A 21,678-nucleotide genomic window follows, 5' to 3' on the forward strand; every position below is an offset into this window, starting at 1 on the left:
TCGCCCTGATCGTCGAACCGCGGCGCAGTCAGTAACGGCTGCGCCGCGTGCGCGTCCAGCGTGCGAACGCGGCGCCGGCGAGCAGGCTGCCCGCCGCCATGGCGAGCAAGCCACCGATGCCACGCGTCGCGTCGATCAGTACCGGCATCGGCGCGACCACGTCGACCGCGCGTACGGCTGCCACCAGGCCGACACCGGCGGCGAGTGCATACAGCGGCACGCGCGCCTTCGGCCAGACGCGTACCAGCAGCGCTGCGACAAGAAATGCCGGCAGCCACGCCGCCAGCACGATGCCGGCATAGGCCGGTCCGAAGCCCACGAGATCCTGCAGCGTGGTCAGCGCGCGCACCCGCAGCGGAATGTCGACATCCAGCGCCGCCAGCGCCTGCAGATTGAATTGTGTCTGCACGACGCTGCCCCAGAGGGTGGCGAGCAGCAATGCGGCCGCGAACGCGGCGATGCGCCGGCCCCATCCGATGGGGCGGGTCGTGCGGGAAATCGTCATCGGCAGCGGGCGTGCAGCATCATGTGCATCGATGATGCCGCAGTCGCGGCGCCGAATGTGGAGTGTGCATGTCGATCGCAGCCCCTTTCCCGTCGCCTTCGCGCGCGACGCGCAGGCCGATCACGCGCATCGGCCTTGTCTGTGTCGCCCTTTTGTCGATGCTGATGGCCGGCGCGACATCGGCCGAGACCCGCGGCTATCGGGTGGAGACCGTCGCCGGTGGACTGGATCATCCGTGGTCGATCGCCTTTCTGCCCGACGGCCGGATGCTGGTGACCGAACGCGCAGGGCACCTGCGCGTCATCGAACGCGGCGCCGACGGCGCGTTCGCTCTGCGCGACGCACCGGTCGACGGCGTACCGCAGGTCCTGGCGATGGGACAGGCCGGCCTGTTCGACGTCATGGTCGATCCCGGCTTCGCGCAGACCGGCCTCGTCTATCTGTCGTTCGCGCACGGCACCGCGGATGCGAACCACCTGCGCATCGTGCGTGCGCGCTTCGACGGCGCACGCCTGCACGACATCGCGCCGGTGTTCACCTCGCAACCGGCCAAGCGCGCCGGCCAGCATTTCGGCGGCCGCATGGCGCTGCTGGCCGACGGCACGCTGGTGACCGCGGTCGGCGACGGCAACCTCGAACGCACCGATGCCCAGCGGCTGCACACGCACCTGGGCAAGACGATCCGCGTGCACACCGACGGTCGCGTGCCACGCGACAATCCCTTCGTGGGTCGCGACGGCGCGCTACCCGAGATCTACTCGACCGGCCACCGCAATCCGCAGGCGATGGTCCGCGTCGGCGCCGTGCTGTATTCGAACGAACACGGCGCCAAGGGCGGCGACGAACTCAACGCGATCGCCGCCGGCGCGAACTACGGCTGGCCGATCACCACCGACGGCGTCGACTACACCGGCGCCCGCGTGACGCCCTATCGCACCTGGCCCGGCATCACCGCGCCGCTGACCCACTGGACGCCGTCGATCGCGCCCTCGGGCATGGCCTTCTACGACGGCGCGTTGTTCCCCGCCTGGCGCGGCAGCCTGTTCGTGTCGGCGCTGGCCGAACGCAGCGTGCGTCGCGTGCCGATGTCCGGCGGCACACCGGGCACGCAGGACATCCTGTTCACCGAACTCGGCGAGCGCATCCGCGACGTGCGCAGCGGGCCGGACGGCGCGCTGTATCTGCTGACCGACAGCGCGAGCGGACGGGTGTTGCGCGTCGTGCCTGCCGACTGACCGCTTCTGCAGGCGCGCGCTCGCAGGCGGTGCCGCCCTGCCGGAATGCCCGATCGCGCCTGCAGGCCTGGCCCGTTCACTCCTGCGTGGGCGGTGGCCCCACATGGAACGGGATGTTCGCGTATGCCGCGTGCCCCTGCGCGTCGCGCACGTCGACGAACAACCGGTAGGCGCCCGGCCGGGTGGGCGCTGAGAACCGGAGGTCGCCACCCGCGCTTTCGGCCAGCCGCAACGGCACCTCCGGCGGCAGGGTTTCCGGATCGCCACCGATCGACGTCGCCCGGCTTTCCTCGCGCACGATCCAGCGATACGTGAGCGGATCGTCGTCGGGATCGGTCGCGACCACGTGCGCGCGATGCTCGGCGTCGGGCACCAGCACCACACTGTCGGTGGCGATGTGGTCATCGATACGCAGCGGCGATATCTCCGGTGCGCGGTTCGCGGGCCAGCGACCGGTCCACATCCGCTGCATCGCATCGACGCCGGGCGTGGATTCACCGCTCGACAGGAACAGGCCGTACCAGGTCGGCGTGCGCTCCTGCTTCTGGCCCCACAGGAACACGAACGAGCCGAGCCCCTGTGCGGCATCGGCCTCGATGATGCGCGTGTAGCGATCGGCCAGCAGCGCCGCCTTGCGCGATGCATCGTCCTCGATGGGCGCGCCCCACGAGGTCATCGGGCTCTCCCAGTGCCCGGTCGGGCCCCATTCGGTGACGATGTAGGGCCCGTCCCAGCGTGCGGCTTCCAGCTTGGCCGGCAACTCGACGATGTCGCCGTAGAGCTGCACGCCGATCAGATCCAGCGACGGCGCGCGGGTCCGCAGCAACTCCGCGAGCGCGGGATCGAATCCGGCCAGCGGCGTCATCACCGGATGGTGCGGATCTTCGGCGTGGATCGCCTGCGTGATCGACTCGACGGCGTCCCAGACCCGCGGATCGCGGCCTTCGAGATTCAGCTCGTTGCCGACCACCCACATCAGCACCGCGGGGTGTGCCTTGTGGGCGCGCACCTGCTCGAGGAGGCGCGCCTGCTGCGCCGCGATCGCGGCCGCATCCCCATAGTCGAAACCGTGCCGTTCCTTGCCGACATGCAGGCCCATCGCGACCATCAACCCGTTGCGCTGCGCGCGATCGAGCATCGCGCGCACCTGCGCCGGATCCTCGGCCGTGTGCCAGGTGCGGAACGCATTCGCGCCGCGCGCCGCAAGCGCTGCCTGGTCACCGTCCTGCAGCCCGGCGCCGCGTACGCGGAACGGCGCGCCGTCGACCTGCAGCTGATGGCCGTCCGCGGTCGCGACGATGCGCACGACTGCCGGCCCGTCGGCAGCAGCCACGGACAGACAACCCGCGCACAGCGCCAGCAGCGCGATCGCGCGCCCAAAGTGGTGGAAGAAGGCGTGTGGCATCGAAGGCTCCCGCGGCGACTTCCGGACGTGCCGCCACTCTAACGGCAGTGCCATGCGCGACCGGGATGCAGCGCAGCACGCGCGTTGCCGCGACACCGACGTGACCGACACGCGCGCGTCGGAAGCCGGCGCGGACCCGCGCCTGCAGCGGATCAATCCTTCGGCAACGACACCGTGATGCGCGTGCCCTCGCCCAGCGTCGATTCCACATCGATGCGCGCGCCGAGCACGTCTGCGGCCTGGCGGACGATCCACAGACCGATGCCGAGTCCTTCGGACGATGCGTCGGCCTGGCGGAACGCCGCGAAATAGTCGTCGACCCGGGTGGTGTCCATGCCGATACCGGTATCGGCCACGACGATCTCGACGCCGTCCTCGACCGCGCTGCAGCCCACGGTGACGCGACCGCCATCGGGCGTGTACTTGACCGCATTGGACAGCAGGTTACCGACGAGGGTCTCCAGCAGACCGGCATTGGTGCTGGCCGTGCAGGACGACGGATCGACCACCAGCTCGATGCGCTTGCGGCGCGCGGCACGGGTCCAGACCCGGCCGACTTCGTCGAGGACCGGGGCCAGGTCGGTCGGCCGCAGTTCCGGCGCCGCCGCCCCACCCTTGCCGGTGGCCCCGGCGATCATGTCGCCGAACTTCTGGTTGATGTAGGCGAGATCCTGCTCGGCGCCTTCCAGCCGCGCGTCACGATCCGCACCGTCGGCCGTGCGCGCCTTGCTCAGCGCGTAGAGTGCTGCGCGCAGCGGGCCCTTGAGATCGTGGCCGGCGGTGGCGAGCACGCGTGCGCGGTGCTGGTTCAGCGCCTGTGCCTCGACCAGCATGCGACGCAACTCGAGCTGCGCCATCACCTGCCGCGCCAGCGCCTGCAAGGTGTCGATCTGCTGCTGCGTGAGTTCGCGCGGCACGGTGTCGAGCACGCAGACCGTGCCCAGCGGCAGCCCGTCGGGCGTCTTCAACAGCGCACCGGCGTAGAAGCGCAGGCTCGGGTCGCCCGTCACCAGCGGATTGCTGGCGAAGCGCGGATCGGTCGTCGTATTCGGCACCTCGAGGAAATCGTGCTCGAGAATCGCGTGCGCGCAGATCGAGGTCTCCAGCGGCGTCTCGCGCACGCCCAGCCCGATTTCGGACTTGAACCACTGGCGGTCGGCATCGATCAGGTTGACCACCGAGATGGGCGTGCCGCAGATGGCCGCGGCGATCCGGGTGATGTCGTCGAACACGGCTTCCGCAGGCGTATCGAGGATCCCGTAGCTGCGCAGCGCGGTCAGACGCCTCGACTCGGCGTGGGCGGGCAACTTGGCGGCGGCCTGGTGCATGGAAGACTTCCGAATGGGTGCCGGATTCTGCCACGTGCGGCATCTGCGCCATGTGCTGGCGATCCGGTGCAGCGCACCATGTGAGGGACCGTGCACCACGCAGCTGTTACGTTCCCGACTCGATCGGGAGAACATCTTGAACACTCGCGACACCGCGACCGCGGTGCTGGAAGACCTGGACGGCGAGCTCGTGCGCATGTCCGACACCGGCGCCCCGCAATTATCCCGTCTGGCTGCGTTCGCGAACGTGGCGGATGCCTTGCAGTTCATCGTCGCGCCGCTGGATCGGCACTGGTTCTTCGTGGAACTGCGGACGCTCGTCGAGCGCCACCACCTGCCGGTGAACGCGCTGGACGAGGCGCCGGCCGCGCATTGACCCGCACGCCGGCACGCGCCATGCGCCCGCCCCACGGAACCGTGCCAGCACAGGGGTTGTCCGCAGAGGACGCCCTGGCGACGGGTGATCGTTTCCTCAGCGAGTCGGGCAACCTCGCCGACCTCGCCGTCGCCTCGGTCACGGATACCGCGCTGCGTCACGCGTTCGACGACCTGCTGCTGGGGCTCAAGCGCAGTCTTGACGTCGCCCATGCGCAGCTCACGTTCGACCCCAAGGTCTCCGCATGGTTCGCACGCGATGGAGCGCCCGCGACGATACCGCCCAGTCCCGGCGGGCCGGACCTCACCGTCGTCTGCCGCCAGGTCATCGAGCACAGCACGCCGATCGAGGTCGCGGATCTCGCAGCCCACCCTGTCTTTTCCAGCGAGCCGCTCGTCACCGAAGCCGGTTACCGCTTCTATAGCGGCTTGCCACTGCTGTCGGATTCGGGCCGTGCGCTGGGTGCGCTGTGTGTGCTCGATACCCGCCCCCGTCTGCTCGATGCCAGCGAACGCATGCTCCTGCACGGCGCCGTGCGCCAAGCCAGCATCCAGCTGGAACTGCGGCGCGCGCTCGAGAGTGCGCATCGCGCCAACCGCTATCGCACCCGTCTGAACGTGCTCGCCACGCGCGGTTTCCGCGGGCCGCTGACCACGATCACCACCGTCCTCGGCGAACTGGCCGGTTTCAGCCATTCCGCCGAAGAGAAAGAGCTGCTGGCGCTTGCGCTCGATGCCGCACGCACGCTGGAGACGGATTTCCGCCAGGTCGCCGAGGCCACTGCGGAGGAAGCCGACCAGGACCTGCAGGCCAGCGCGCGGGTCTCGCTGTCGCAGGTGTTCGCAGACCTCGCGCACACGATGGCGCTGCCGGTGCGCGTGCACGGCACCCGACTCGAGGTCGAGGCGACCGGCGTCGTGCTGCGCACCAATGCCCCGCTGTTACTGCGCGCACTGTGCAGCCTCGTGCGCGTCGCGCTCGAGCGCCGCGCAACCCTGATCTGTGTGCAATGCGTGCACGATGCGGACGACCTGCTGCTGTCGGTACGCGCCCGGGGCGGCGGCGACCGCAGCGGCATGAATGATCGCGATGCACGCGGTGTCGCCGAGGATCTCGCCGGCCTCAATCCGAACGGATCCCTGGGCCTGGGCACGAGCATCGCCAAGCGCAGCTGCGATGTCCTGGGCTACCGGCTGTCGGTGGAAACCGCGCTCGACGTCGGCAGCGACTACCTCATCCGCATACCGGCGACGCAGATCGTCAGCTGACCGGCCCGTGTCCGCGAACGTGGACCGCGCCGCCCGGATCAGTCCGAGTGCCCGCCCCCCGGCGGCAGCTGGCCACGCGGCAGATGCGCCGGCACCTTCGCGTCGAGCAGGCGCAGCAGCGCCGGCGCCATGAAGTCGAAGTCGTCGGGAATATCCAGGCAGACCACCCGCGCATGCCGCAGGTAGGGCCGGAAACGCTCGCCCAGCCGCGCGCGGTGCACGCGTTCCATGACGAAGATCGTGTCCGCCCAGATCAGCAGCTCCGGTGTCACCTGCACCTCGGCATCCGGGCTCAGGCCGGCGGATGCCGTTTCCACGCCGGGCCAGTCCGCGAACCGCTGTTCGGCGGTGGGACTGCGCAGCCGGTTGCGGCTGCAGACGAACAGGATGTGCCGGGTCATGGGGTCTGCTCGTCGCGGAGCACAGCGTCCACGGTGCGCGCCTGCTGGCCACGCACCCACGTCATGATGTCGCGAAAGGTCGCCGTCCAGTAGACGTGCGGCGAGGCGGCCAGATGTTCGAGCAACTGCGCATGCGCCTCGCTCGAGACTGCCAGGTGGTCGGCGCCGATGCCGTGGAAGGTGAGGTTCACCATCGTGCCGCGGCGTGCCGCATCTTCCACGAGGGCGATCAACGCGGCGCCGTCCAGTCCGACCGGCGCATCCACGGGCACCGCGCCCGCGTCGAGGGTCTGCATGTCGGGCACCACGGCGCCGCCCGTGACCTTGATCGCGACGAAATCCGCGGACAGACCCGACAGGTATTCGCCATCGGCTGCGGACGTATCGCCGCAGGGCACGGTGAACGTCCGCACCGTGGCGCCGTCGATCGCCTGCAGCATCGTCGACGCAAGGCGCACCTGGTCCTGCATCTGCAGCGCGGTCATCGCATCGAGATCGTGCTCGGGACGCACCCAGTCGCGTCCCGGCTTCGACGCCGCGCACTGGTGGAACAGGCTGTGGTTGCCAAGCTCATGCCCGCGGCGCGCTGCCGCGCGCCAGTCGTTGAGGCGCGTGCGCACCGTGTCGGACGAGAGGGTCAGGTAGAAGCTGCCTTTGAGACCGTGCCGGTCCAGCGCGGGAATCGCCGTATCGAGCTGCGAGTCGAGCGCGTCGTCGTAGGCGAGACTCACCGCGGTGCGCCGACCCTCGGGCCAGGCGAAGGCGACGGCCGGCGCAGCGATCGCCGGGCCCGACAGCACGAGCAGACACAGCACCGTCGGCACGACATGCCTCACGGCGCGGGCGCCTTGCGGAGAAACGTCGACACGTACACGGCCGACCCGTCCCTGGACGTCACGCCCATGCGCGGGCTGTCGAACGTGTTGCCGAACCACGTCTGCCCGAACATTTCGCCCAGCAGGGCCTGCCAGTTCGCGTGTGCGGCATCCGTGCCGAGGCCCGGCTGCGCAACCGCGATCATTTCGCAGACGCTGGCACTGCACCGTGGCGGCTTGACTTCAAGCCCGTCGTAACCGCCGCCGTGTGTCCGCAGGAACCCGACCAGTTGCGCCTCCGCGGCATCGGACCAGGCAGCGTCCCGGCCTTCGGTGTCCAGCAGGGTGTAGAGGTCATCCAGATCGCTGTCGTGCAGGCGCATCTCGGCGATGACCCCGTCGGCGCGGCGCAGGTTCTCGTCCGAGATCGGCATCGGGCCGGCGCCCGACGCACGCGGCGCGGCGCGCGCGCGCGGATCGCCGAGCGCGGTGCCGCGGGCCGTCGCCGCTCCGGCGGTGGACACATCCGACGCGGCGCCGGCCGCAGTGGCCGCACGTTGCGATGCCGCCCGACCGCCGGCACCTGCCGCAGCCCCGGCATCGTTCGGCGGTCTGTCGACAGGCAGGGACACTGGCGGCGTGCTCCCCGGTCCGGTGGCAGCCTGCCCGATCGCGGCATCGGAGGTGCGCAGGGCGGCGTAGCACAGCAGCGCCCCGGCCATGGCCGACAGTGCACAGCACAGCAGAACGTGGGCGGGCTTCATCCGGGCTCCTTGCGGGACGTGCCTGCGCAGCGTAGCCCCGCCACGGATGCGATGCATGCTGCACAAGCGTCCAGCGTGGGCCACGGGCAGACGGCCGGTCTGCAGGCGAGACGCCGAACCCTGGACGCGCCTACGCCGGATACTGGCGAAACGCGGGGCTGCGAACGGGCCACCGGCCCTGGCGAATCGGCACCGCACACCCGCGCATGCCAGGTTTCGCGCCAGGAGAGCTCCGACAGAACGCGTCTCGCGCAACGGTCATGCGACAGCAGATCATCCGGCGTCCGTGACGCATCCTGCACGCGGGCGCTCTACAGTTGCGCCTCCCTCCGGACGCCCGACCCCATGACCATCAACGATGCGACGAAAGCCGCGCTGCACGACCTCGATGTCAGTCTGTGCAATTACGGCGACTCGGAGGGCGATCGTCTGAAGAAGATCGCCGCGCTGGCGAACATGGCGGTGCGTCTGCGCGAAAGCGCGCCGCCCGACGAACGGGAATGGATCAACCGGGAACTCCACGCGCTTGCAGGCAAGCATCACGTGCCCGACGAATGCGTGCTGCCGCAGTCGGAGTGACCGCGCGCGCCACCCACCGGCGGCGGTGTGCCGGCTCGCGCTCGCATGGGGATCGATCGTAGGATGACGGCAGCCCCCGGCGCGCCTGTCGCCCGGTCCATCTCCCCACACAGAACCCGGCATGTATCTGGAAAAATTCTTCGGCGCTGCACCATCACCGCACCCGTGCAAGGGCTGCGGCAGCGACGACATGCTCGATTTCGAAGTCCGCATGGCCTTCCAGCCGATCGTCGACGCCCGCGACCGCTCGATCTACGGCTATGAAGCGCTGGTCCGCACCGAGGACGGCGGCGGGGCAGCCGAGGTCATTGCCCGGGTCACGCCCGCGCAGCTGTACCGCTTCGACCAGACCTGCCGTGTCAAGGCGATCGAGACTGCCGCACGACTGGGCCTGCAACAGCGTCTGTCGATCAATTTCTTTCCCAATGCGGTCTACGAGCCGGCGACCTGCATCCGCCTGACGCTCACCGCTGCGCAGATGTTCGGGTTTCCGACCGACAAGCTGATCTTCGAAACAGCGGAGTCGGAACAGATCCGCGACCACGCACATCTCACGCGCATCTTCCGCGACTACCGCAGCCGCGGCTTCCTGACCGCCATCGACGACTTCGGTGCCGGCTATGCCGGTCTCAGCCTGCTCGCGGATTTCCAGCCCGATCTGCTCAAGCTCGACAGCGCCCTGATTCGCGGTATCGACACGGACCCCGTGCGCACCACGATCGCCCGCGGCATCGTGCAGATCGCCGACGAACTGGGCTGCGCCCTGCTGGCCGAGGGCGTGGAGACGGCGGGCGAGTACCGGCGTCTGCGCGCGCTCGGCGTCCCGCTGTTCCAGGGCTATCTGTTCGGCCGGCCGCGCCTGGAAGCGCTGGAGACGGTGTCCGACACATTCTGGGACGCGCTCGAGAGCCCACCCGGCACCTGAGCGCTTTCAGGTTGCATCGCTGTCTTCGGACGTGCGATCGCGCATAGAGGCAACCTGTCGGGCCGCTTCGATCGCGGCCACCTCGGCGACCTCCCGCGTCTCGAACGTGTCGCCCGCCAGTACCGTTTCGACCGGATCGACGACGCCGTCGATGTAGAGCGCGCCCTCCGCCATCCACAGCCCGTGCTTGCCCGCCGCAGGCTTCACGGTGGCGACGAGCGAATACCGGCCTTCTGTGTCCATGGAGTGCGCTCGGCCGGTCTGACGGGCCGGCAGCGTACGCGGGTGCGAGCCATGTCGTCGTCACGAGCGAACGGGTCATGCCAACGCGAGCAGAACAGGCATTCAGACTTCGCCGCTTCATGACGGAATGCCTACAAACGCCGGTGCTAGAGTCGGCCACCGCCTCTGCGAGCCAGTGACGTGCAACTTGCCCAACCGCGTGACCCCGCCACACTGCGCGCCTACGAGGCGCTGCTGCAGGCCACGCCCGATCTGCTGTACGTGTTCGACCTGCAACATCGCTTCGTCTATGCGAACGATGCGCTGCTCGACATGTGGGGCATGACGTGGGAAGAGGCCGCGGGCAAGACCTGCCTGGAACTCGGCTACGCGCCCTGGCACGCCGCGCTGCACGACGAGGAGATCGAACGCGTCATCGCCACGCGTGCGCCCATCCGCGGTGATGTGCCGTTCACGCACCATGCCAAGGGCGCGCGCATCTACGACTACATTTTCACCCCGGTGCTCGGCGCCGACGGGCAGGTCGAGGCGGTCGCCGGTACCACCCGCGACGTGACCGACCGGCGGATGCACGAGGAGCACCTCGAACTGCTGGTCCACGAGTTGAACCATCGGGTCAAGAACACCTTGTCGACGGTGCAGTCACTGGTGCGGCAGACGCTCGGCACCGCCGACGATCTCGACGATGGCGGCACGCGCATCGAGTCGCGACTGCTCGCGCTGTCGCGGGCGCACGACGTGCTCACCCGCGAGAACTGGCACAGCGCCGATATGCAGGACATCGTGGCAGGCGCCATCGCGCCTTACGAATCCACGTCCGGCACACGCTTCACCATCTCGGGACCGACCTGCAGATTGACCCCGCAACGCGCGCTGGCATTGGCGATGGCGCTGCATGAGCTCGCGACCAATGCGATGAAGTACGGTGCCCTGTCCCGCGACGGTGGCAGGGTGCAGATCACGTGGGATTGCACGCACGACAGCGAAGGCGCCGCCATGGCGTTCACCTGGCGCGAATCCGGCGGGCCGAAAGTCCAGCCGCCCACGCGACGGGGCTTCGGCTCACGGTTGCTCGAACGGGGTCTGCGCAACGACCTGGGCGGCGATGTGGAACTGGACTTCGCCGCCGACGGCGTCATGTTCCGCGCCACGGCGCCGCTGGTGACCGTCCCGCACGACGCTGCGCCGTCAGAACCGGAACGCCCATGATCGGAACCGACGCTGCGCTGCTCATTGTCGAGGACGAGTCCATCCTCGCGATGCTGCTCGAGGATTTTCTCGACGACCTTGGCTACGCGCCCCCGGCCGTTGCCTCGAACGTGGCCCAGGCGCTGCGAACGCTCGAGATGCAGGACATCGACTTCGCAATCCTGGATATCAATCTCGGCGGCGAGCAGAGCTTTCCGATCGCCGATGCCCTTGATGCGCGTGGCATCCCGTACATCTTCATGACCGGCTATGGCGCGGCCGGCGTGCCCGAACGCCTGCGCAACCACTACGTCCTGCAGAAGCCCTATGGCGCCGACGCGCTCAAGCAGGCGCTGGCCAGTGGCGGTCGAATGCTGGATGCCGCGCGCGCGCGGACGACACACACCGACGCCTGAAGGCGGACGCCGCCCGCGAGGTCACGGCGGGGCCGGATCTCATCCGCGGCCGTTGGACATCGTGCGGGTCGCGCGTAGCGCCAACGCCGTCGCGTCTATAAAGCGCTGCCACCCGCCGGCGCATGCGGGCGATCCAAGCGCACATGGACGGGTGGTCCGCCCTCGCCTGCGCTCAGTGCCCGCCCTGTCGCTCTTCCGCGCGGTCACCCACCTCGTCGTTCGAGAGCTTCGACGGCGCGTCGTCTTCAGGCTTTTTCGGCGGCGCCTTGTCCTGCTGCGACTTCTTCATGCTGTCCGGTGTCTGCGGAATGCTCATGGCGTTGCTCCGTACGGTGCGGTGGATGTGCGGACCACCCTGCGCCCGGCCCGATCAACCACCCGTGACGCGCACACCCGTGCGAATCACGGGATCAGCCGCTGCGCACGCAGCATCGCGAACAGGTCGAAGAACGCATCGTCGCTGGGCTGATAGTCCAGAAATCCCATGCGCCGGCTCTTGGACATGTCGGTCACCACTTCCAGCGGCCGGCCCAGATCGGCATCGGTGTGCCAGGGCGAGATCAGGCGCTGGATGTCGGATTCGACCAGTCCGTGCCTGGCCGCCAGCTGCGTCCATGCCTCGGCGTCGTGCGCCATCTGCTGCTCGAGCGGTTGCAGCGTGCCGTCGAATGGCGCCGGTTCCAGTTCGAACCACTCGGCGATGCGGCCCCACATCCAGCGCCAGCGGAACACGTCGCCATTGACGACGTTGAACGCCTCGTCGGCGGCGGTTGGCGTGGTTGCCGCCCACAGCAGGTGCTTCGCCAACTGGCGCGCATCGGTCATGTCGGTCAGGCCTTCCCACTGCGCACTCGAACCCGGGAACCGGAACGGCCGGCCGCTCGCCTTGCACAGCGAGGCGTACACGGCGAGCGTCGTGCCCATGTTCATCGCATTGCCCACCGCCGCGCCGATCACCGTATGCGGCCGATGCACGCTCCAGTGGAACCCGTCGCGCGCAGCAGCCGCGAACACCTCGTCTTCCTGCGCGTAATAGAAGTTTTCGATGTCGAGCCGCGGCTGCTCTTCCCGGAACGGCGTCTGCGGCAGCGCGCCTTTCGCATAGGCTTCGAACGGTCCGAGGTAATGCTTGAGTCCCGTCACCAGCGCCACATGCCGGACCGAACCCGCCGGCTGCAGACCATCGAGCAGATTGCGCACCATCGCCGCATTGACGCGGATGTTCTCCGCTTCGCTGGCCTGCCGCGACCAGGTGGTGATGAACACATGGCTGGGCGCGAGGCCTGCCAGGGCCGCGCGCGTCGCCTGCGCATCCGACAGATCCGCGGCCACGCCCTGGACCCCCGGCGGCAACGCATCCGGCCGCCGCGCCAGCCCCTGCACCGCCCAACCCGCGTCCAGCAGCTGCGCGACCAGCGCACTGCCCACGATGCCCGTCGCGCCCACCACCATTGCCTGCTGCGTCATCTGTCCCGCCTTGTGTCGATTTCCACGTCAGTTCAGATCGGAGCCGCGACTTACGCGCGCTCGTCCTTGTCTTCGTCTTCGCCTTCCTCGACCGTCCACAGACTCTCCGGCAGCGCGTCGAGGCGGGCCTTGGGAATCGGTGCACCACTGCGATCCGACAGGCCGTAGGTGCCGTCCTCGATCTTCTGCAGCGCGCGGGTCACCGCAGCAAGGCGCGCCGCGTTGTGTTCGATCAACGCGGCGTTGTTGTCGCGCAGGTTGGTCTTCTGCGCATCGTCGCCCGAGCCGTGCGGCTCGTCGATCGAATCCGCCTGCAACTCGGCTTCTTCAGCCGCGGATGCTCGGTTGTCGGAGCCCAGCTCGTCGCGCAAGGCCTCGAGGCGCACCTTCTGTTGCGCAATGTAGTCGGCTGATAACGCGGCGGTCTCGGGAGGCATGGGGGATCCGGTCGATGCAAAGTGAGCGCAGACCGTAGGCCACGCGGCGCTTGATCCGCGTGAGCATGTGCAACGCGCCGGAGCGCCGGTCCGCTCGACACCAGCAGATCCAGGTGGACGGTCGCGCCTGTCACCCGGCATTCGCGCAGGTTGCGCGCCTGCAACCGACATTCCTGCGCGCCCGCGGCGCTGGAATGCGCACTTCGGCGTCTCCCCGCCCCGCGGCAGACAACCCGTATTTGCCCGTCGTAGCGCCTGCGGCCGGGCTTTCACGCCCGCCCACCTCGAATCCCGCGTGCGCAGTTCACAGACAAATTCGAAAAGTGCTGTAAGGTGCACCCACTGTTCAAAGCGGGATCACGGTACATCGTGGCTCCGATGCGGTTGATCACAGGTTCCAGGGCCGGCAACGGCCTTTCCAGACGATCCGCTCCATCGCTTCGCGTTACCCCTTGCTCGATACAGTCCCGGCACCGCACTTGCGGGCCGTGCTTCCAATAAACTGATCCAAGGAGTAACACCATGAGTGATCGTCAGACCGGTACCGTCAAGTGGTTCAACGACGCCAAGGGCTTCGGCTTCATCACCCCGCAGAGCGGCGACGACCTGTTCGTCCACTTCCGTTCGATCCAGGGCAGCGGCTTCAAGTCGCTCCAGGAAGGCCAGAAGGTCTCGTTCAAGGTCGCGCAGGGTCAGAAGGGCCTGCAGGCTGAAGAAGTCCAGGCCGAGTAAGTTCTACTCGACCTGTGCCGCGCAAGCGGCGCCAAAGAACCCGGGCGGCAACGTCCGGGTTTTTTTGTGGCCGCTCTCCGTGGACGCCATCCGCTCGCCCGGCGCCAACGACATCGGGAACCGGCCCGGGTGCGCCTCGTGTCCGGCCCGCAGCAGCTGCAGCGGCCGGGTCGTGCGATGACCCGACCCGCACGATCTGCCAGACTGCGTGCCCTTCGCGATCACCGGCACCGCACGCGGCCATGCGCCTGAACAAGCACATCAGCGACACCGGCTTCTGCTCGCGACGCGAGGCCGACCGCCTCATCGGCGAGGGCCGGGTCACGGTCAACGGCATCCGCGGTCGCGTGGGCTCGGAAGTCGGCGAGGGCGACATCGTCATGGTCGATGGTCAGGCCCTGCAGACACGCAGCGCCGCGCCCGGCAAGCGTCGCCACGTCTACATCGCACTGCACAAGCCGGTGGGCATCACCTGCACCACCGAAGCGTCGGTCAAGGGCAACATCGTCGACTTCGTCGATCATCGCGAGCGGATCTTTCCGATCGGCCGGCTCGACAAGGATTCCGAAGGCCTGATCCTGCTGACCAGCAACGGCGACATCGTCAACGCGATCCTGCGCGCGGAAAACAAGCTGGAGAAGGAGTATCTGGTGACCGTGAACCACGCGGTGAGCCAGGAGGTGCTGCGCGGCATGTCGCGCGGCGTGCCGATCCACGGCCAGACCACCCTGCCCTGCCGCACCAGCCCGCTGGGCAAGTTCGGCTTCCGCATCATCCTGGTCCAGGGCCTCAACCGGCAGATCCGCCTGATGGCCGCGCACTTCAAGCTGCGCGTGAAGCAGCTGATCCGCGTGCGCATCGGCCCGGTCAAGCTGGCGCACCTCAAGCCCGGCCAGTGGCGCAACCTCACCGATGCCGAACTGCGCGCCCTGCTGCCCGGCCAGGCGGACTTCTGATGCGCGACGACCTGACCATCGCCGTCGGCGAGCTCTACCAGGCGATCCGCCACGAACACTGGCAGGGCAAGACCTATCGCCAGTTCTGGACGTGGTTCAACGACCGCTGCATCCAGATCGTCGGCATGGCGGACGCCCCCGATCTCGACGCGCTCGGCATCGCGCTGTTCGAAGTGCGCGATGCGATCGAGGCCGGCGGCTACATGGTGGCGTCGGACCGCCTGGACGAGGCGATCGACGCCGAGGCGTAGGGCATCACCCGGTCACGCCATCCGCGCGCAAACGATCCAGCCCCACCTCTTACGGCGGCGCCGGTCGCGGCATATGGATCACGTGCCGGCGGAAGTTGAGCGCCGTGCCCGGCATCGCATCGGTCAGCACGAACACGACCGGCATGTCCGGTTCCACGTCCTGCACCACGTCGGCGCTGAAGCCATGCGATCGCAGGACGGCCGCGGCGTCTTCGGCGCTGGCGAGAGGATCGTCGGCGACCAGACCGATCGCCGACGTCGCGCCCTGCACCCTGCGTGTCACGCCGGGCGCGGACCAGTTGATGATCGTGCCGTCGAACAGGATCGACCGCAGCACGCCATCGGTGTCGACACGAAACCGTTCTTTCAGCCCGTTTCGCGACAGCACGTCGACGATCGCCACTTTGGCCTCCGGCGAGGCCGCCGCGAAGATCCGCGACCCGCCGTCGGGAAACGGCAACGGATTGCGTCCGCTCCCCAGCAGCCAGGTCCAGCCCGCGAGTACGACCCAGGCGATGAACGCGATGGCCAGCAACCATTTCGGAACGAACATCGACGCATCCCCCTGCTTCCTGGATTGAAAGCGCGTTGTGCGGAAGAACGCAAAGGAAGGGATGGGAGCGGCCAGATGCGTGCGGCCTGCTGTCGACGCTGCGCTGCGGCCGTCGCGGCATCCGTCCTGTCGGTGCCGCCATCCGGCAGGGTGTCTTCCGGGCGACGCGTGACACACCGGAGCCGGCTACGGTGACCGGTCCCACATCACCGGTTCACGCATATGGGCATCGCCCGACTCGCCACTGCATGCGTCCTGCTGGCGACCTGCGCCGTCGCGACCGCGCAGGCGCCCGATGCCGAACGTGACGTGCGCGCTGCCGATGCCGCGTTCTGGCGCGCCTACAACGTCTGCGACATGCCGGCCATCGGCGCGCTGCTGACAGGCGACGTCGAGTTCTATCACGACAGAACCGGCCTCACGACGTCGCGCGCCGGCGTCGTCGATTCATTGCGCAACGGCCCTTGCGCGGCGCCCGACATGCGGCTGCGTCGCGAGGTCATCGACGACAGTCTCGTCTTCCATCCGCTGGCCGACGGCTACGCGATCCTGTCGGGGCGTCACCGCTTCCACGTCCGCAGCGGCGATGCGCCCGAGCGTCTGGACGGGCAAGCGGAATTCACCACGCTGTGGCAGTTCCACGACGGCCGCTGGCGAATGCATCGCGTGCTGAGCTACGCGCATGGCGCCGCGCCCTACGCGCCACCGCAGGCGATCCAGCTGCCGGCTTCGACACTCGCCGACCATGCAGGCCTGTATCGCTCGGCGCGCATCGGCGAGATCTCGGTCGTCGTCGAAGGCGAGCATCTCAAGTTGACCGCCGGCGCCTTCAGCACCGTGCTGTACGCGGAATCCGCCACCCGCTTCTTCGCGACGGAACGGGATCTGCGCTTCGAGTTCGAAACAGCGGGTGCGTCTTCGCCCGGCGCGATGGCCGTCTACGAAAACGGGGCCCTGACCGAGCGCGCCACGCGGGACCGGTGAGCGTGCGCCGGTCCGCGCCGCGCGTTTACGCGACCAGCGGCGGTTCGGCAGGCGGCCGCTCGCCCGGCAGCGGCGGGGTACTTCCGTCTTCGCTTTCGCGCTTGTCGATGATCTCGCTGGCCAGCTTGTCGGCAGCCACCCGGTGCTGCAGCGACTTGCACAACGCAATGCCCGCATGGGTGAGCCGGAGACCGTCCGCATCCTCCTCGACGAGTGCGCTTTCGACCAGCCGGCGGGTCATCTCGGTTTCCACCTGGATCGACTCGCTGGCCTGACTGATCTGCTGCAGTACGTCCAGAAGTGCCAGGTCTTCGAGGGGAATCGGATCGATCATGGGGATGGCCGGGGGTGGAAGGGCGGCAGTATGCGCCCGGCAGTCACCAGACGGGAATTTCCCGGCGGCAATCCAGCGGGACGCAGCGGCGGCGCGGCCACGGTTCATCCCCTACCGGGGATGTCCGCCCATGCTGTCGCCCGCCAGGCCCCCGACGCATCGGGCGCGCGTGCCGGGCGCAGCGTCGCGAACCCTCAGGGCGTCGGCCGCGTCGCGTTCCAGTTGAACAGGAAGTTGCGGTGCTCGGCCCAGGTCTGGCCGCTGACGCGCTCGCCGTCCAGGCATGCGGCCGTGTGGTACGGCCCCGCGCCGTCGGTCGTGCGGAAGCTCGCGCACAGGCGGCCACGGTCCTGCTTCCAGCGGCCCGCCTCGATCGGGCTGCCGTAGAAGCTGCCGGTTACCGTGCCGTCGGCCGCCAGCGCCAGCACCATCGGCTGCGTATAGACCTCACCCGGCGTGCCGGACAGATCGACGGTCCACGCGCCGTCCAGACCGGTGTCGTCGGCCAGCGCCGACATCGGCATCAGACACACCAGCATCCACGGCAGTATTCGACGCATGCGGGTCTCCTCGAGTCGCGGCGCCCCCGGGCGCCGGTGATGTCCGCATCCTAAGCCCGGATCACGTCCGCCGCGCGGCCCGCCTCCAAAGGCCCGCGGCAGGTGTCAGACACGCAGATCTGCGGGCGAATGGTCCGGCCGCTGCCTACTTCGGCCGATGGATCGCGCACAGCTTGTTGCCGTCGGGATCGCGCACGTAGGCGAGGTACAGCGTGCCCATCGGCGCTTCACGCACGCCCGGTGGCTGCTCGATCGACACGCCGCCCGCCGCCACCGCGACATCGTGGAACTGCTGCACCTGTTCGGGCGAGGCGCATTTGAAGCCGATGGTCGCGCCGTTGCCGGGCGTCGCAGGCGCGTCGTCGATCGGCTCGCTGACGCAGAACGTGTGGCCGTCGTGCCGGTAGAACAGCCGCATGTGACCCGACGCCGCGCGGTTCTCCAGCGGCGCGCCCGCGCCGAGCACGCCCAGCACTTCGGTGTAGAACCGCTTCGAGCGTGCGATGTCGTTCGAACCGACCATGACGTGGTTGAGCATGTACTGACTCCTGCGACGGGTGGAATGGCAGCGAGTATGCCGCGCGTTGGGACGCGGAATCGCTGGGCGCCCGAACCCCGCACACGGCCACGCGATGGCGCACGGCGCGGCATGCCGCACGTCCGTGCACCCAAATCGTCAGGGCAACCGCTGGACGACGCCCAAAAAAATGCCGCACACCCGGAGGTGCGCGGCATCTGTCGATCGTGCGTCACTGAAAGCTACGGGCCGGGCGCATGGCCCGATCCGCAGCGTTCGGGACTCAGCGGGTCGTGGTGAGGTTGGTGGTCACCACATCGGTCACGCCTTCGATCTCGCGCGCGATGCGCGTCGCTTCGGTGACCTGCGTGGCCTGCTCGACCTGACCGGTCAGCGTGACGACGCCATTGACGGTTTCGACGTTGATGTCGAGACCAGCCACGTCGGAGTCGGCCAGCAGCGAGGACTTCACCTTGGTGGTGATCCAGGTGTCGGTGCCCGGCTGCTCGGAATCCATGCCGTCGTTCATACCGTTGTTCATGCCGGTCGCCGGGGTGGTGTCGGCCGGCGTGGTGACGGGCGGCGGCGTCTGCATGGCCGGCTCGTTGGCCGGGGTCATCGCGGCCTGGTCGTCGGCGGTGCGGTCGTTCGAACAACCAACGGCAAGCGCCAGCACGGAGGACATGGCGATGGCGAGCGGGATACGGGCGATATTGGAAGTCATGTTTGAAGCTCCAGCGTCTGGGGTGTGGCGCAGAGTGTCGGACGTGCGATGCGTGGCGGGCGTGATGGAACGTCCTGAATATCGAAGGCCACGTTTAGGTTCGTGACACAGGCGCGAAGACGCGCACACATCCGCGACCTGGGACCGCGTCACGCCGGCGCCGCAGCGCCCACGCGATGCCATTCAAGCATTGGGTTCTCCGGCCGCTATCGCCGATAGGCCCGCGGACCACCACCACACCTCAACCTGGAGACCCTGATGACCGCACGACCCACCGTATTGCTGTGCGACGACTCGCGCGCATTGCGCATGCTGGCGGCCGGGCAACTGGACGCCGCCGGGTTCGACGTGGTCGGCGAAGCCGGAAACGGCCTGGAGGCGGTCAGCCAGTACCAGACGCTGCGCCCGGACCTGGTGCTGCTGGACCTGGTGATGCCGCAAAGCGACGGACGCGAAGCGCTGGTCCGCATCCTCGAAGTGGATCCGCAGGCCCGCGTGGTCATCCTCAGCTCGCTCGGCGCACAGAGCGACATCGAGCAGTGCCTGCGCCTGGGCGCGCGTTCCTACCTGCAGAAGCCCATCGACCCCGAGGCGATGGAGCGCGTGCTCCACCAAGTGCTCGCCTGAGCGGCGATCCCTCCGACTTTTTTGCATAAAGGGCACACGATGGCAGCGAAATTCCTTGGCCAGTTCCTGCTGGAACGTGGCGTCATCACCGCGCCGCAGCTGTTGGCGGCAATCGAGGCGCAGCGCGCGTCCAACCCGTTGCTGGGCGAACTGGCCGTGCGCAAAGGCTGGCTCGACGAAGCACAGGCGCGACGCATCCAGCAGCGCCAGCGCGTGGAAGACCGCCGCTTCGGCGATATCGCGCTGGAGATGGGCGTACTGGATCAGGACCGCCTCGATGCGCTGCTCGAAGCGCAGAAGACCGGACGCCGGATGCTCGGCCAGGTGCTGCTGGAACAGGGCGCCATCGATGCCGCGCGCCTGCAGTCGGAGATCGCCCTGCATCGCGCCGATCAGGAGAAGGCCCGGCACGCACTCGAGAGCGTGATCGAACACCATCCACTGGGCGGGCTCGCCAACAGCGCGATCGACCTGTGTGCACGATTGTTCCCGCGCATGCTCGCCAGCCAGTGCGTGCCTGCCGAAGTACTGACGCCGGCCGACCTCGACGCCTGGCCCCACGTCGCCCATGTGCAGGTGCAGGGTGACCATCCGTTCGGCATCGCCCTCGCCGCCGACATGCCAGTCGCCCGCGCGCTGGCCTGCGCCCTGCTCGGCATCACGCCGGAAGAATGCGACGACGCCCTTGCGCTCGACGCCCTGGGCGAGATGGTCAACGTGCTGATGGGCTATCTCGTCCGCGACGTGATGACGGATGACGACGCCGTCTACCGCGCACTGCCACCCGACGCGACCGTGCCGGCTGCCGCACTCGCCGCCGACCCCACACGCAGCCTGGCGATCGGCATGGGCACGCAGCTCGGCGCCTTCGTGCTGCTGGTGGATCGCCCGGCCTGATCCTCGCGTCAGGATGCCTCGCGCATCCGGACGACGAAGGCATGTGCACCGCGCGCCGACGCGCGAAGGCCGTACGCGCGCCATGGCAGGCGCCGTCCGTGACGCATGCGCACCGCGTCAGCCGCGCGATGCGATCACTGTGGCGCCCGCTGCATCGAGGTCGTCGCCGCCGAACACCGCTCGCGCCGATCGCGACGCTCTACCGTCAAATCCCTCGCGCTGCGATCGGTATGGTTTTCACGATCCCGTCTGCTTGACTGGCTGCGCGTCGAATCGGTATCCCGCACTCGACGACACCCTCCCACCAGGAGATGGACCTCGTGAACGTCTTGAATTCCATCGATCCGGCATGGGCGATCATCGCGGTCGTCCCGCTGATGGCGCTGGTCTTCGGACTGGTCTACCAGCACAGAAAGCCCCGCGCGAAGAAGCTGCGCTTCTGGGTGGTACTGGGCGTCATCACGCTCGTGGTGACGCGGCTCGTCGCCTCGGCGCTGCTCGGCGCATAACCGGCAGCAGCGGCGCTTCCCTGCGAGCGAGGGCACCCGGCACCTTCACCGCCGTTGGTGCCGTCTACGTGCGCCGCTGGCTTCAGGCGCCCAGCAGTTCGACCTCGAACTTCAACGTGGCGTTGGGGGGGATGACGCCACCGGCACCGCGTGCGCCATAACCGAGGCTGGCCGGGATGATCAGCGTGCGCTGGCCGCCTTCCTTCATGCCCTGCACGCCTTCGTCCCAGCCCTTGATGACCATGCCGCCGCCCAGGGAAAAGATGAAAGGCTCATCGCGATCCTTGCTCGAATCGAACTTCGCGCCCTGCACGCCGTTCTCGAACAGCCAGCCCGTGTAGTGCACGGTCACGTTGCGGCCGGGCTGCGCTTCCTTGCCCGTGCCGACGACGGTGTCTTCGTACTGCAGGCCGGATGGCGTGGTGATAGAGGTCATGGCGGGATCCTTGTCGAATGCGTAAACGGGGCGCGCAGTTTAGCGGTCGCCGTCTGGCATCCGGAACCGAGCTCTGATCGGCGGCCCGATCCGTCTGTCGTTCCAACCTGCATTCATCGCTCTATTCCAGAGGTCAGCCCGACCGTGCTACCGCCAGGATCGAATAATTCCCTCCGTCCCCTTTAGCTTCCACCTTTAGCTTCCAGTCCCCTTTAGCTTCCAAAGCAGCGAAGCTCAGTGCAGGCG

The 21,678-nt window shown here is 68.4% G+C and carries 30 protein-coding genes; 14 read left to right on the forward strand and 16 right to left on the reverse strand.

Annotated features, from left to right (window positions below; translation table 11 throughout):
* Window positions 1-28: 28 nt before the first annotated feature.
* Entirely contained in the window at window positions 29-505 is a 477-nt protein-coding gene (locus tag AC3IRM_RS14185; protein ID WP_489203718.1) for a hypothetical protein, read from the reverse strand.
* Between the two features lie 68 nt (window positions 506-573).
* Between AC3IRM_RS14185 and AC3IRM_RS14190 the strand changes: the two genes are divergently transcribed.
* Window positions 574-1,740, forward strand: coding sequence for a PQQ-dependent sugar dehydrogenase (locus AC3IRM_RS14190; protein ID WP_489203719.1), 1,167 nt, complete (start codon window positions 574-576; stop codon window positions 1,738-1,740).
* Window positions 1,741-1,816: 76 nt separating this feature from the next.
* Here the strand turns inward: AC3IRM_RS14190 and AC3IRM_RS14195 are convergent, their stop codons facing one another.
* Together AC3IRM_RS14195 and AC3IRM_RS14200 are read right to left on the reverse strand one after the other, a co-directional pair.
* Entirely contained in the window at window positions 1,817-3,145 is a 1,329-nt protein-coding gene (locus tag AC3IRM_RS14195; RefSeq protein WP_489203721.1) for a glycoside hydrolase family 2 TIM barrel-domain containing protein, read from the reverse strand.
* A gap of 152 nt (window positions 3,146-3,297) precedes the next feature.
* Window positions 3,298-4,473: a GAF domain-containing sensor histidine kinase gene (locus tag AC3IRM_RS14200; RefSeq protein WP_489203722.1), complete on the reverse strand. Its 1,176-nt coding sequence runs from the start codon at window positions 4,471-4,473 to the stop codon at window positions 3,298-3,300.
* Between AC3IRM_RS14200 and AC3IRM_RS14205 the strand changes: the two genes are divergently transcribed.
* Window positions 4,472-4,849, forward strand: coding sequence for a hypothetical protein (locus AC3IRM_RS14205; RefSeq protein ID WP_489203723.1), 378 nt, complete (start codon window positions 4,472-4,474; stop codon window positions 4,847-4,849). The genes AC3IRM_RS14200 and AC3IRM_RS14205 overlap by 2 nt on opposite strands.
* A gap of 20 nt (window positions 4,850-4,869) precedes the next feature.
* Window positions 4,870-6,117 (forward strand): GAF domain-containing protein, encoded by a 1,248-nt coding sequence (locus tag AC3IRM_RS14210; RefSeq protein ID WP_489203724.1) that lies wholly within the window; start codon window positions 4,870-4,872, stop codon window positions 6,115-6,117.
* A gap of 38 nt (window positions 6,118-6,155) precedes the next feature.
* Here the strand turns inward: AC3IRM_RS14210 and AC3IRM_RS14215 are convergent, their stop codons facing one another.
* The 3 genes from AC3IRM_RS14215 to AC3IRM_RS14225 are packed head-to-tail and all read right to left on the reverse strand — an operon-like array spanning window position 6,156 to window position 8,097.
* A complete protein-coding gene (locus AC3IRM_RS14215) occupies window positions 6,156-6,518 on the reverse strand; it encodes a low molecular weight protein tyrosine phosphatase family protein (protein WP_489203725.1) in 363 nt (120 codons plus the stop codon).
* Complete coding sequence (locus tag AC3IRM_RS14220; RefSeq protein ID WP_489203726.1) at window positions 6,515-7,354, reverse strand: polysaccharide deacetylase family protein; 840 nt, start codon at window positions 7,352-7,354, stop codon at window positions 6,515-6,517. The genes AC3IRM_RS14215 and AC3IRM_RS14220 overlap by 4 nt, the downstream gene beginning before the upstream one ends.
* Window positions 7,351-8,097, reverse strand: a complete 747-nt coding sequence (locus AC3IRM_RS14225) for a hypothetical protein (RefSeq protein WP_489203727.1) — start codon at window positions 8,095-8,097, stop codon at window positions 7,351-7,353. Before AC3IRM_RS14225 ends, AC3IRM_RS14220 begins: the two co-directional genes overlap by 4 nt.
* Before the next feature lie 345 nt (window positions 8,098-8,442).
* Here AC3IRM_RS14225 and AC3IRM_RS14230 point away from each other — a divergent pair, with 345 nt between their 5' ends.
* Together AC3IRM_RS14230 and AC3IRM_RS14235 are read left to right on the forward strand one after the other, a co-directional pair.
* Window positions 8,443-8,676: a hypothetical protein gene (locus AC3IRM_RS14230; protein ID WP_489203728.1), complete on the forward strand. Its 234-nt coding sequence runs from the start codon at window positions 8,443-8,445 to the stop codon at window positions 8,674-8,676.
* A gap of 121 nt (window positions 8,677-8,797) precedes the next feature.
* Window positions 8,798-9,601, forward strand: a complete 804-nt coding sequence (locus AC3IRM_RS14235; protein WP_489203729.1) for an EAL domain-containing protein — start codon at window positions 8,798-8,800, stop codon at window positions 9,599-9,601.
* A gap of 6 nt (window positions 9,602-9,607) precedes the next feature.
* Here AC3IRM_RS14235 and AC3IRM_RS14240 read toward each other — a convergent pair whose 3' ends face one another.
* Window positions 9,608-9,844, reverse strand: a complete 237-nt coding sequence (locus tag AC3IRM_RS14240) for a hypothetical protein (protein ID WP_489203731.1) — start codon at window positions 9,842-9,844, stop codon at window positions 9,608-9,610.
* A 180-nt stretch (window positions 9,845-10,024) separates the two neighbouring features.
* Here AC3IRM_RS14240 and AC3IRM_RS14245 point away from each other — a divergent pair, with 180 nt between their 5' ends.
* Both AC3IRM_RS14245 and AC3IRM_RS14250 read left to right on the forward strand, forming a co-directional pair.
* The gene (locus AC3IRM_RS14245; RefSeq protein ID WP_489203732.1) at window positions 10,025-11,053 is read left to right on the forward strand and encodes a sensor histidine kinase; all 1,029 of its coding nucleotides are present in this window, start codon (window positions 10,025-10,027) and stop codon (window positions 11,051-11,053) included.
* Complete coding sequence (locus AC3IRM_RS14250) at window positions 11,050-11,448, forward strand: response regulator (RefSeq protein ID WP_489203733.1); 399 nt, start codon at window positions 11,050-11,052, stop codon at window positions 11,446-11,448. Before AC3IRM_RS14245 ends, AC3IRM_RS14250 begins: the two co-directional genes overlap by 4 nt.
* 172 nt (window positions 11,449-11,620) lie before the next feature.
* Here the strand turns inward: AC3IRM_RS14250 and AC3IRM_RS14255 are convergent, their stop codons facing one another.
* The 3 genes from AC3IRM_RS14255 to AC3IRM_RS14265 form a co-directional block, all read right to left on the reverse strand.
* Window positions 11,621-11,764 (reverse strand): hypothetical protein, encoded by a 144-nt coding sequence (locus tag AC3IRM_RS14255; RefSeq protein ID WP_489203734.1) that lies wholly within the window; start codon window positions 11,762-11,764, stop codon window positions 11,621-11,623.
* A gap of 86 nt (window positions 11,765-11,850) precedes the next feature.
* Window positions 11,851-12,915 carry an SDR family oxidoreductase gene (locus tag AC3IRM_RS14260; RefSeq protein ID WP_489203735.1) on the reverse strand — a complete coding sequence of 355 codons (1,065 nt, stop codon included), beginning with the start codon at window positions 12,913-12,915 and terminating at the stop codon, window positions 11,851-11,853.
* 50 nt (window positions 12,916-12,965) lie between these two features.
* Window positions 12,966-13,352, reverse strand: a complete 387-nt coding sequence (locus tag AC3IRM_RS14265) for a TraR/DksA family transcriptional regulator (protein ID WP_489203736.1) — start codon at window positions 13,350-13,352, stop codon at window positions 12,966-12,968.
* Window positions 13,353-13,874: 522 nt separating this feature from the next.
* Here AC3IRM_RS14265 and AC3IRM_RS14270 point away from each other — a divergent pair.
* The 3 genes from AC3IRM_RS14270 to AC3IRM_RS14280 all read left to right on the forward strand — a co-directional run bounded on the left by AC3IRM_RS14270 (window position 13,875) and on the right by AC3IRM_RS14280 (window position 15,291).
* The gene (locus AC3IRM_RS14270; protein WP_100321765.1) at window positions 13,875-14,084 is read left to right on the forward strand and encodes a cold-shock protein; all 210 of its coding nucleotides are present in this window, start codon (window positions 13,875-13,877) and stop codon (window positions 14,082-14,084) included.
* A gap of 242 nt (window positions 14,085-14,326) precedes the next feature.
* A complete protein-coding gene (locus AC3IRM_RS14275; protein WP_489203737.1) occupies window positions 14,327-15,040 on the forward strand; it encodes a pseudouridine synthase in 714 nt (237 codons plus the stop codon).
* The gene (locus AC3IRM_RS14280; protein WP_489203738.1) at window positions 15,040-15,291 is read left to right on the forward strand and encodes a hypothetical protein; all 252 of its coding nucleotides are present in this window, start codon (window positions 15,040-15,042) and stop codon (window positions 15,289-15,291) included. Before AC3IRM_RS14275 ends, AC3IRM_RS14280 begins: the two co-directional genes overlap by 1 nt.
* Window positions 15,292-15,340: 49 nt before the next feature.
* Here the strand turns inward: AC3IRM_RS14280 and AC3IRM_RS14285 are convergent, their stop codons facing one another.
* The gene (locus tag AC3IRM_RS14285) at window positions 15,341-15,844 is read right to left on the reverse strand and encodes a hypothetical protein (RefSeq protein ID WP_489203739.1); all 504 of its coding nucleotides are present in this window, start codon (window positions 15,842-15,844) and stop codon (window positions 15,341-15,343) included.
* A 222-nt stretch (window positions 15,845-16,066) separates the two neighbouring features.
* On the opposite strand from AC3IRM_RS14285, the gene AC3IRM_RS14290 reads away from it, so the two are divergent.
* The gene (locus AC3IRM_RS14290) at window positions 16,067-16,828 is read left to right on the forward strand and encodes a nuclear transport factor 2 family protein (RefSeq protein WP_489203740.1); all 762 of its coding nucleotides are present in this window, start codon (window positions 16,067-16,069) and stop codon (window positions 16,826-16,828) included.
* Window positions 16,829-16,853: 25 nt separating this feature from the next.
* On the opposite strand, the gene AC3IRM_RS14295 is transcribed toward AC3IRM_RS14290, so the two are convergent.
* From AC3IRM_RS14295 to AC3IRM_RS14310, 4 genes are all read right to left on the reverse strand, one after another.
* Window positions 16,854-17,162 carry a hypothetical protein gene (locus AC3IRM_RS14295; protein ID WP_489203741.1) on the reverse strand — a complete coding sequence of 103 codons (309 nt, stop codon included), beginning with the start codon at window positions 17,160-17,162 and terminating at the stop codon, window positions 16,854-16,856.
* 194 nt (window positions 17,163-17,356) lie between these two features.
* Window positions 17,357-17,722, reverse strand: coding sequence for a hypothetical protein (locus tag AC3IRM_RS14300; protein ID WP_489203742.1), 366 nt, complete (start codon window positions 17,720-17,722; stop codon window positions 17,357-17,359).
* Window positions 17,723-17,867: 145 nt separating this feature from the next.
* The gene (locus AC3IRM_RS14305) at window positions 17,868-18,260 is read right to left on the reverse strand and encodes a VOC family protein (RefSeq protein ID WP_489203743.1); all 393 of its coding nucleotides are present in this window, start codon (window positions 18,258-18,260) and stop codon (window positions 17,868-17,870) included.
* 262 nt (window positions 18,261-18,522) lie between these two features.
* The gene (locus AC3IRM_RS14310) at window positions 18,523-18,963 is read right to left on the reverse strand and encodes a BON domain-containing protein (protein ID WP_489203745.1); all 441 of its coding nucleotides are present in this window, start codon (window positions 18,961-18,963) and stop codon (window positions 18,523-18,525) included.
* Between the two features lie 258 nt (window positions 18,964-19,221).
* On the opposite strand from AC3IRM_RS14310, the gene AC3IRM_RS14315 reads away from it, so the two are divergent.
* The 3 genes from AC3IRM_RS14315 to AC3IRM_RS14325 all read left to right on the forward strand — a co-directional run bounded on the left by AC3IRM_RS14315 (window position 19,222) and on the right by AC3IRM_RS14325 (window position 20,996).
* Window positions 19,222-19,590, forward strand: coding sequence for a response regulator (locus AC3IRM_RS14315; protein WP_489203746.1), 369 nt, complete (start codon window positions 19,222-19,224; stop codon window positions 19,588-19,590).
* A 39-nt stretch (window positions 19,591-19,629) separates the two neighbouring features.
* The gene (locus AC3IRM_RS14320) at window positions 19,630-20,487 is read left to right on the forward strand and encodes a cyclic di-GMP-binding domain-containing protein, MshE-related (protein ID WP_489203748.1); all 858 of its coding nucleotides are present in this window, start codon (window positions 19,630-19,632) and stop codon (window positions 20,485-20,487) included.
* 311 nt (window positions 20,488-20,798) lie between these two features.
* Window positions 20,799-20,996, forward strand: coding sequence for a hypothetical protein (locus AC3IRM_RS14325; protein WP_489203749.1), 198 nt, complete (start codon window positions 20,799-20,801; stop codon window positions 20,994-20,996).
* Window positions 20,997-21,078: 82 nt separating this feature from the next.
* Here AC3IRM_RS14325 and AC3IRM_RS14330 read toward each other — a convergent pair whose 3' ends face one another.
* Window positions 21,079-21,432 (reverse strand): FKBP-type peptidyl-prolyl cis-trans isomerase, encoded by a 354-nt coding sequence (locus AC3IRM_RS14330; RefSeq protein WP_489203750.1) that lies wholly within the window; start codon window positions 21,430-21,432, stop codon window positions 21,079-21,081.
* Between the last annotated feature and the right edge of the window lie 246 nt (window positions 21,433-21,678).

The organism is Luteimonas sp. KH_071 (assembly GCF_057838005.1).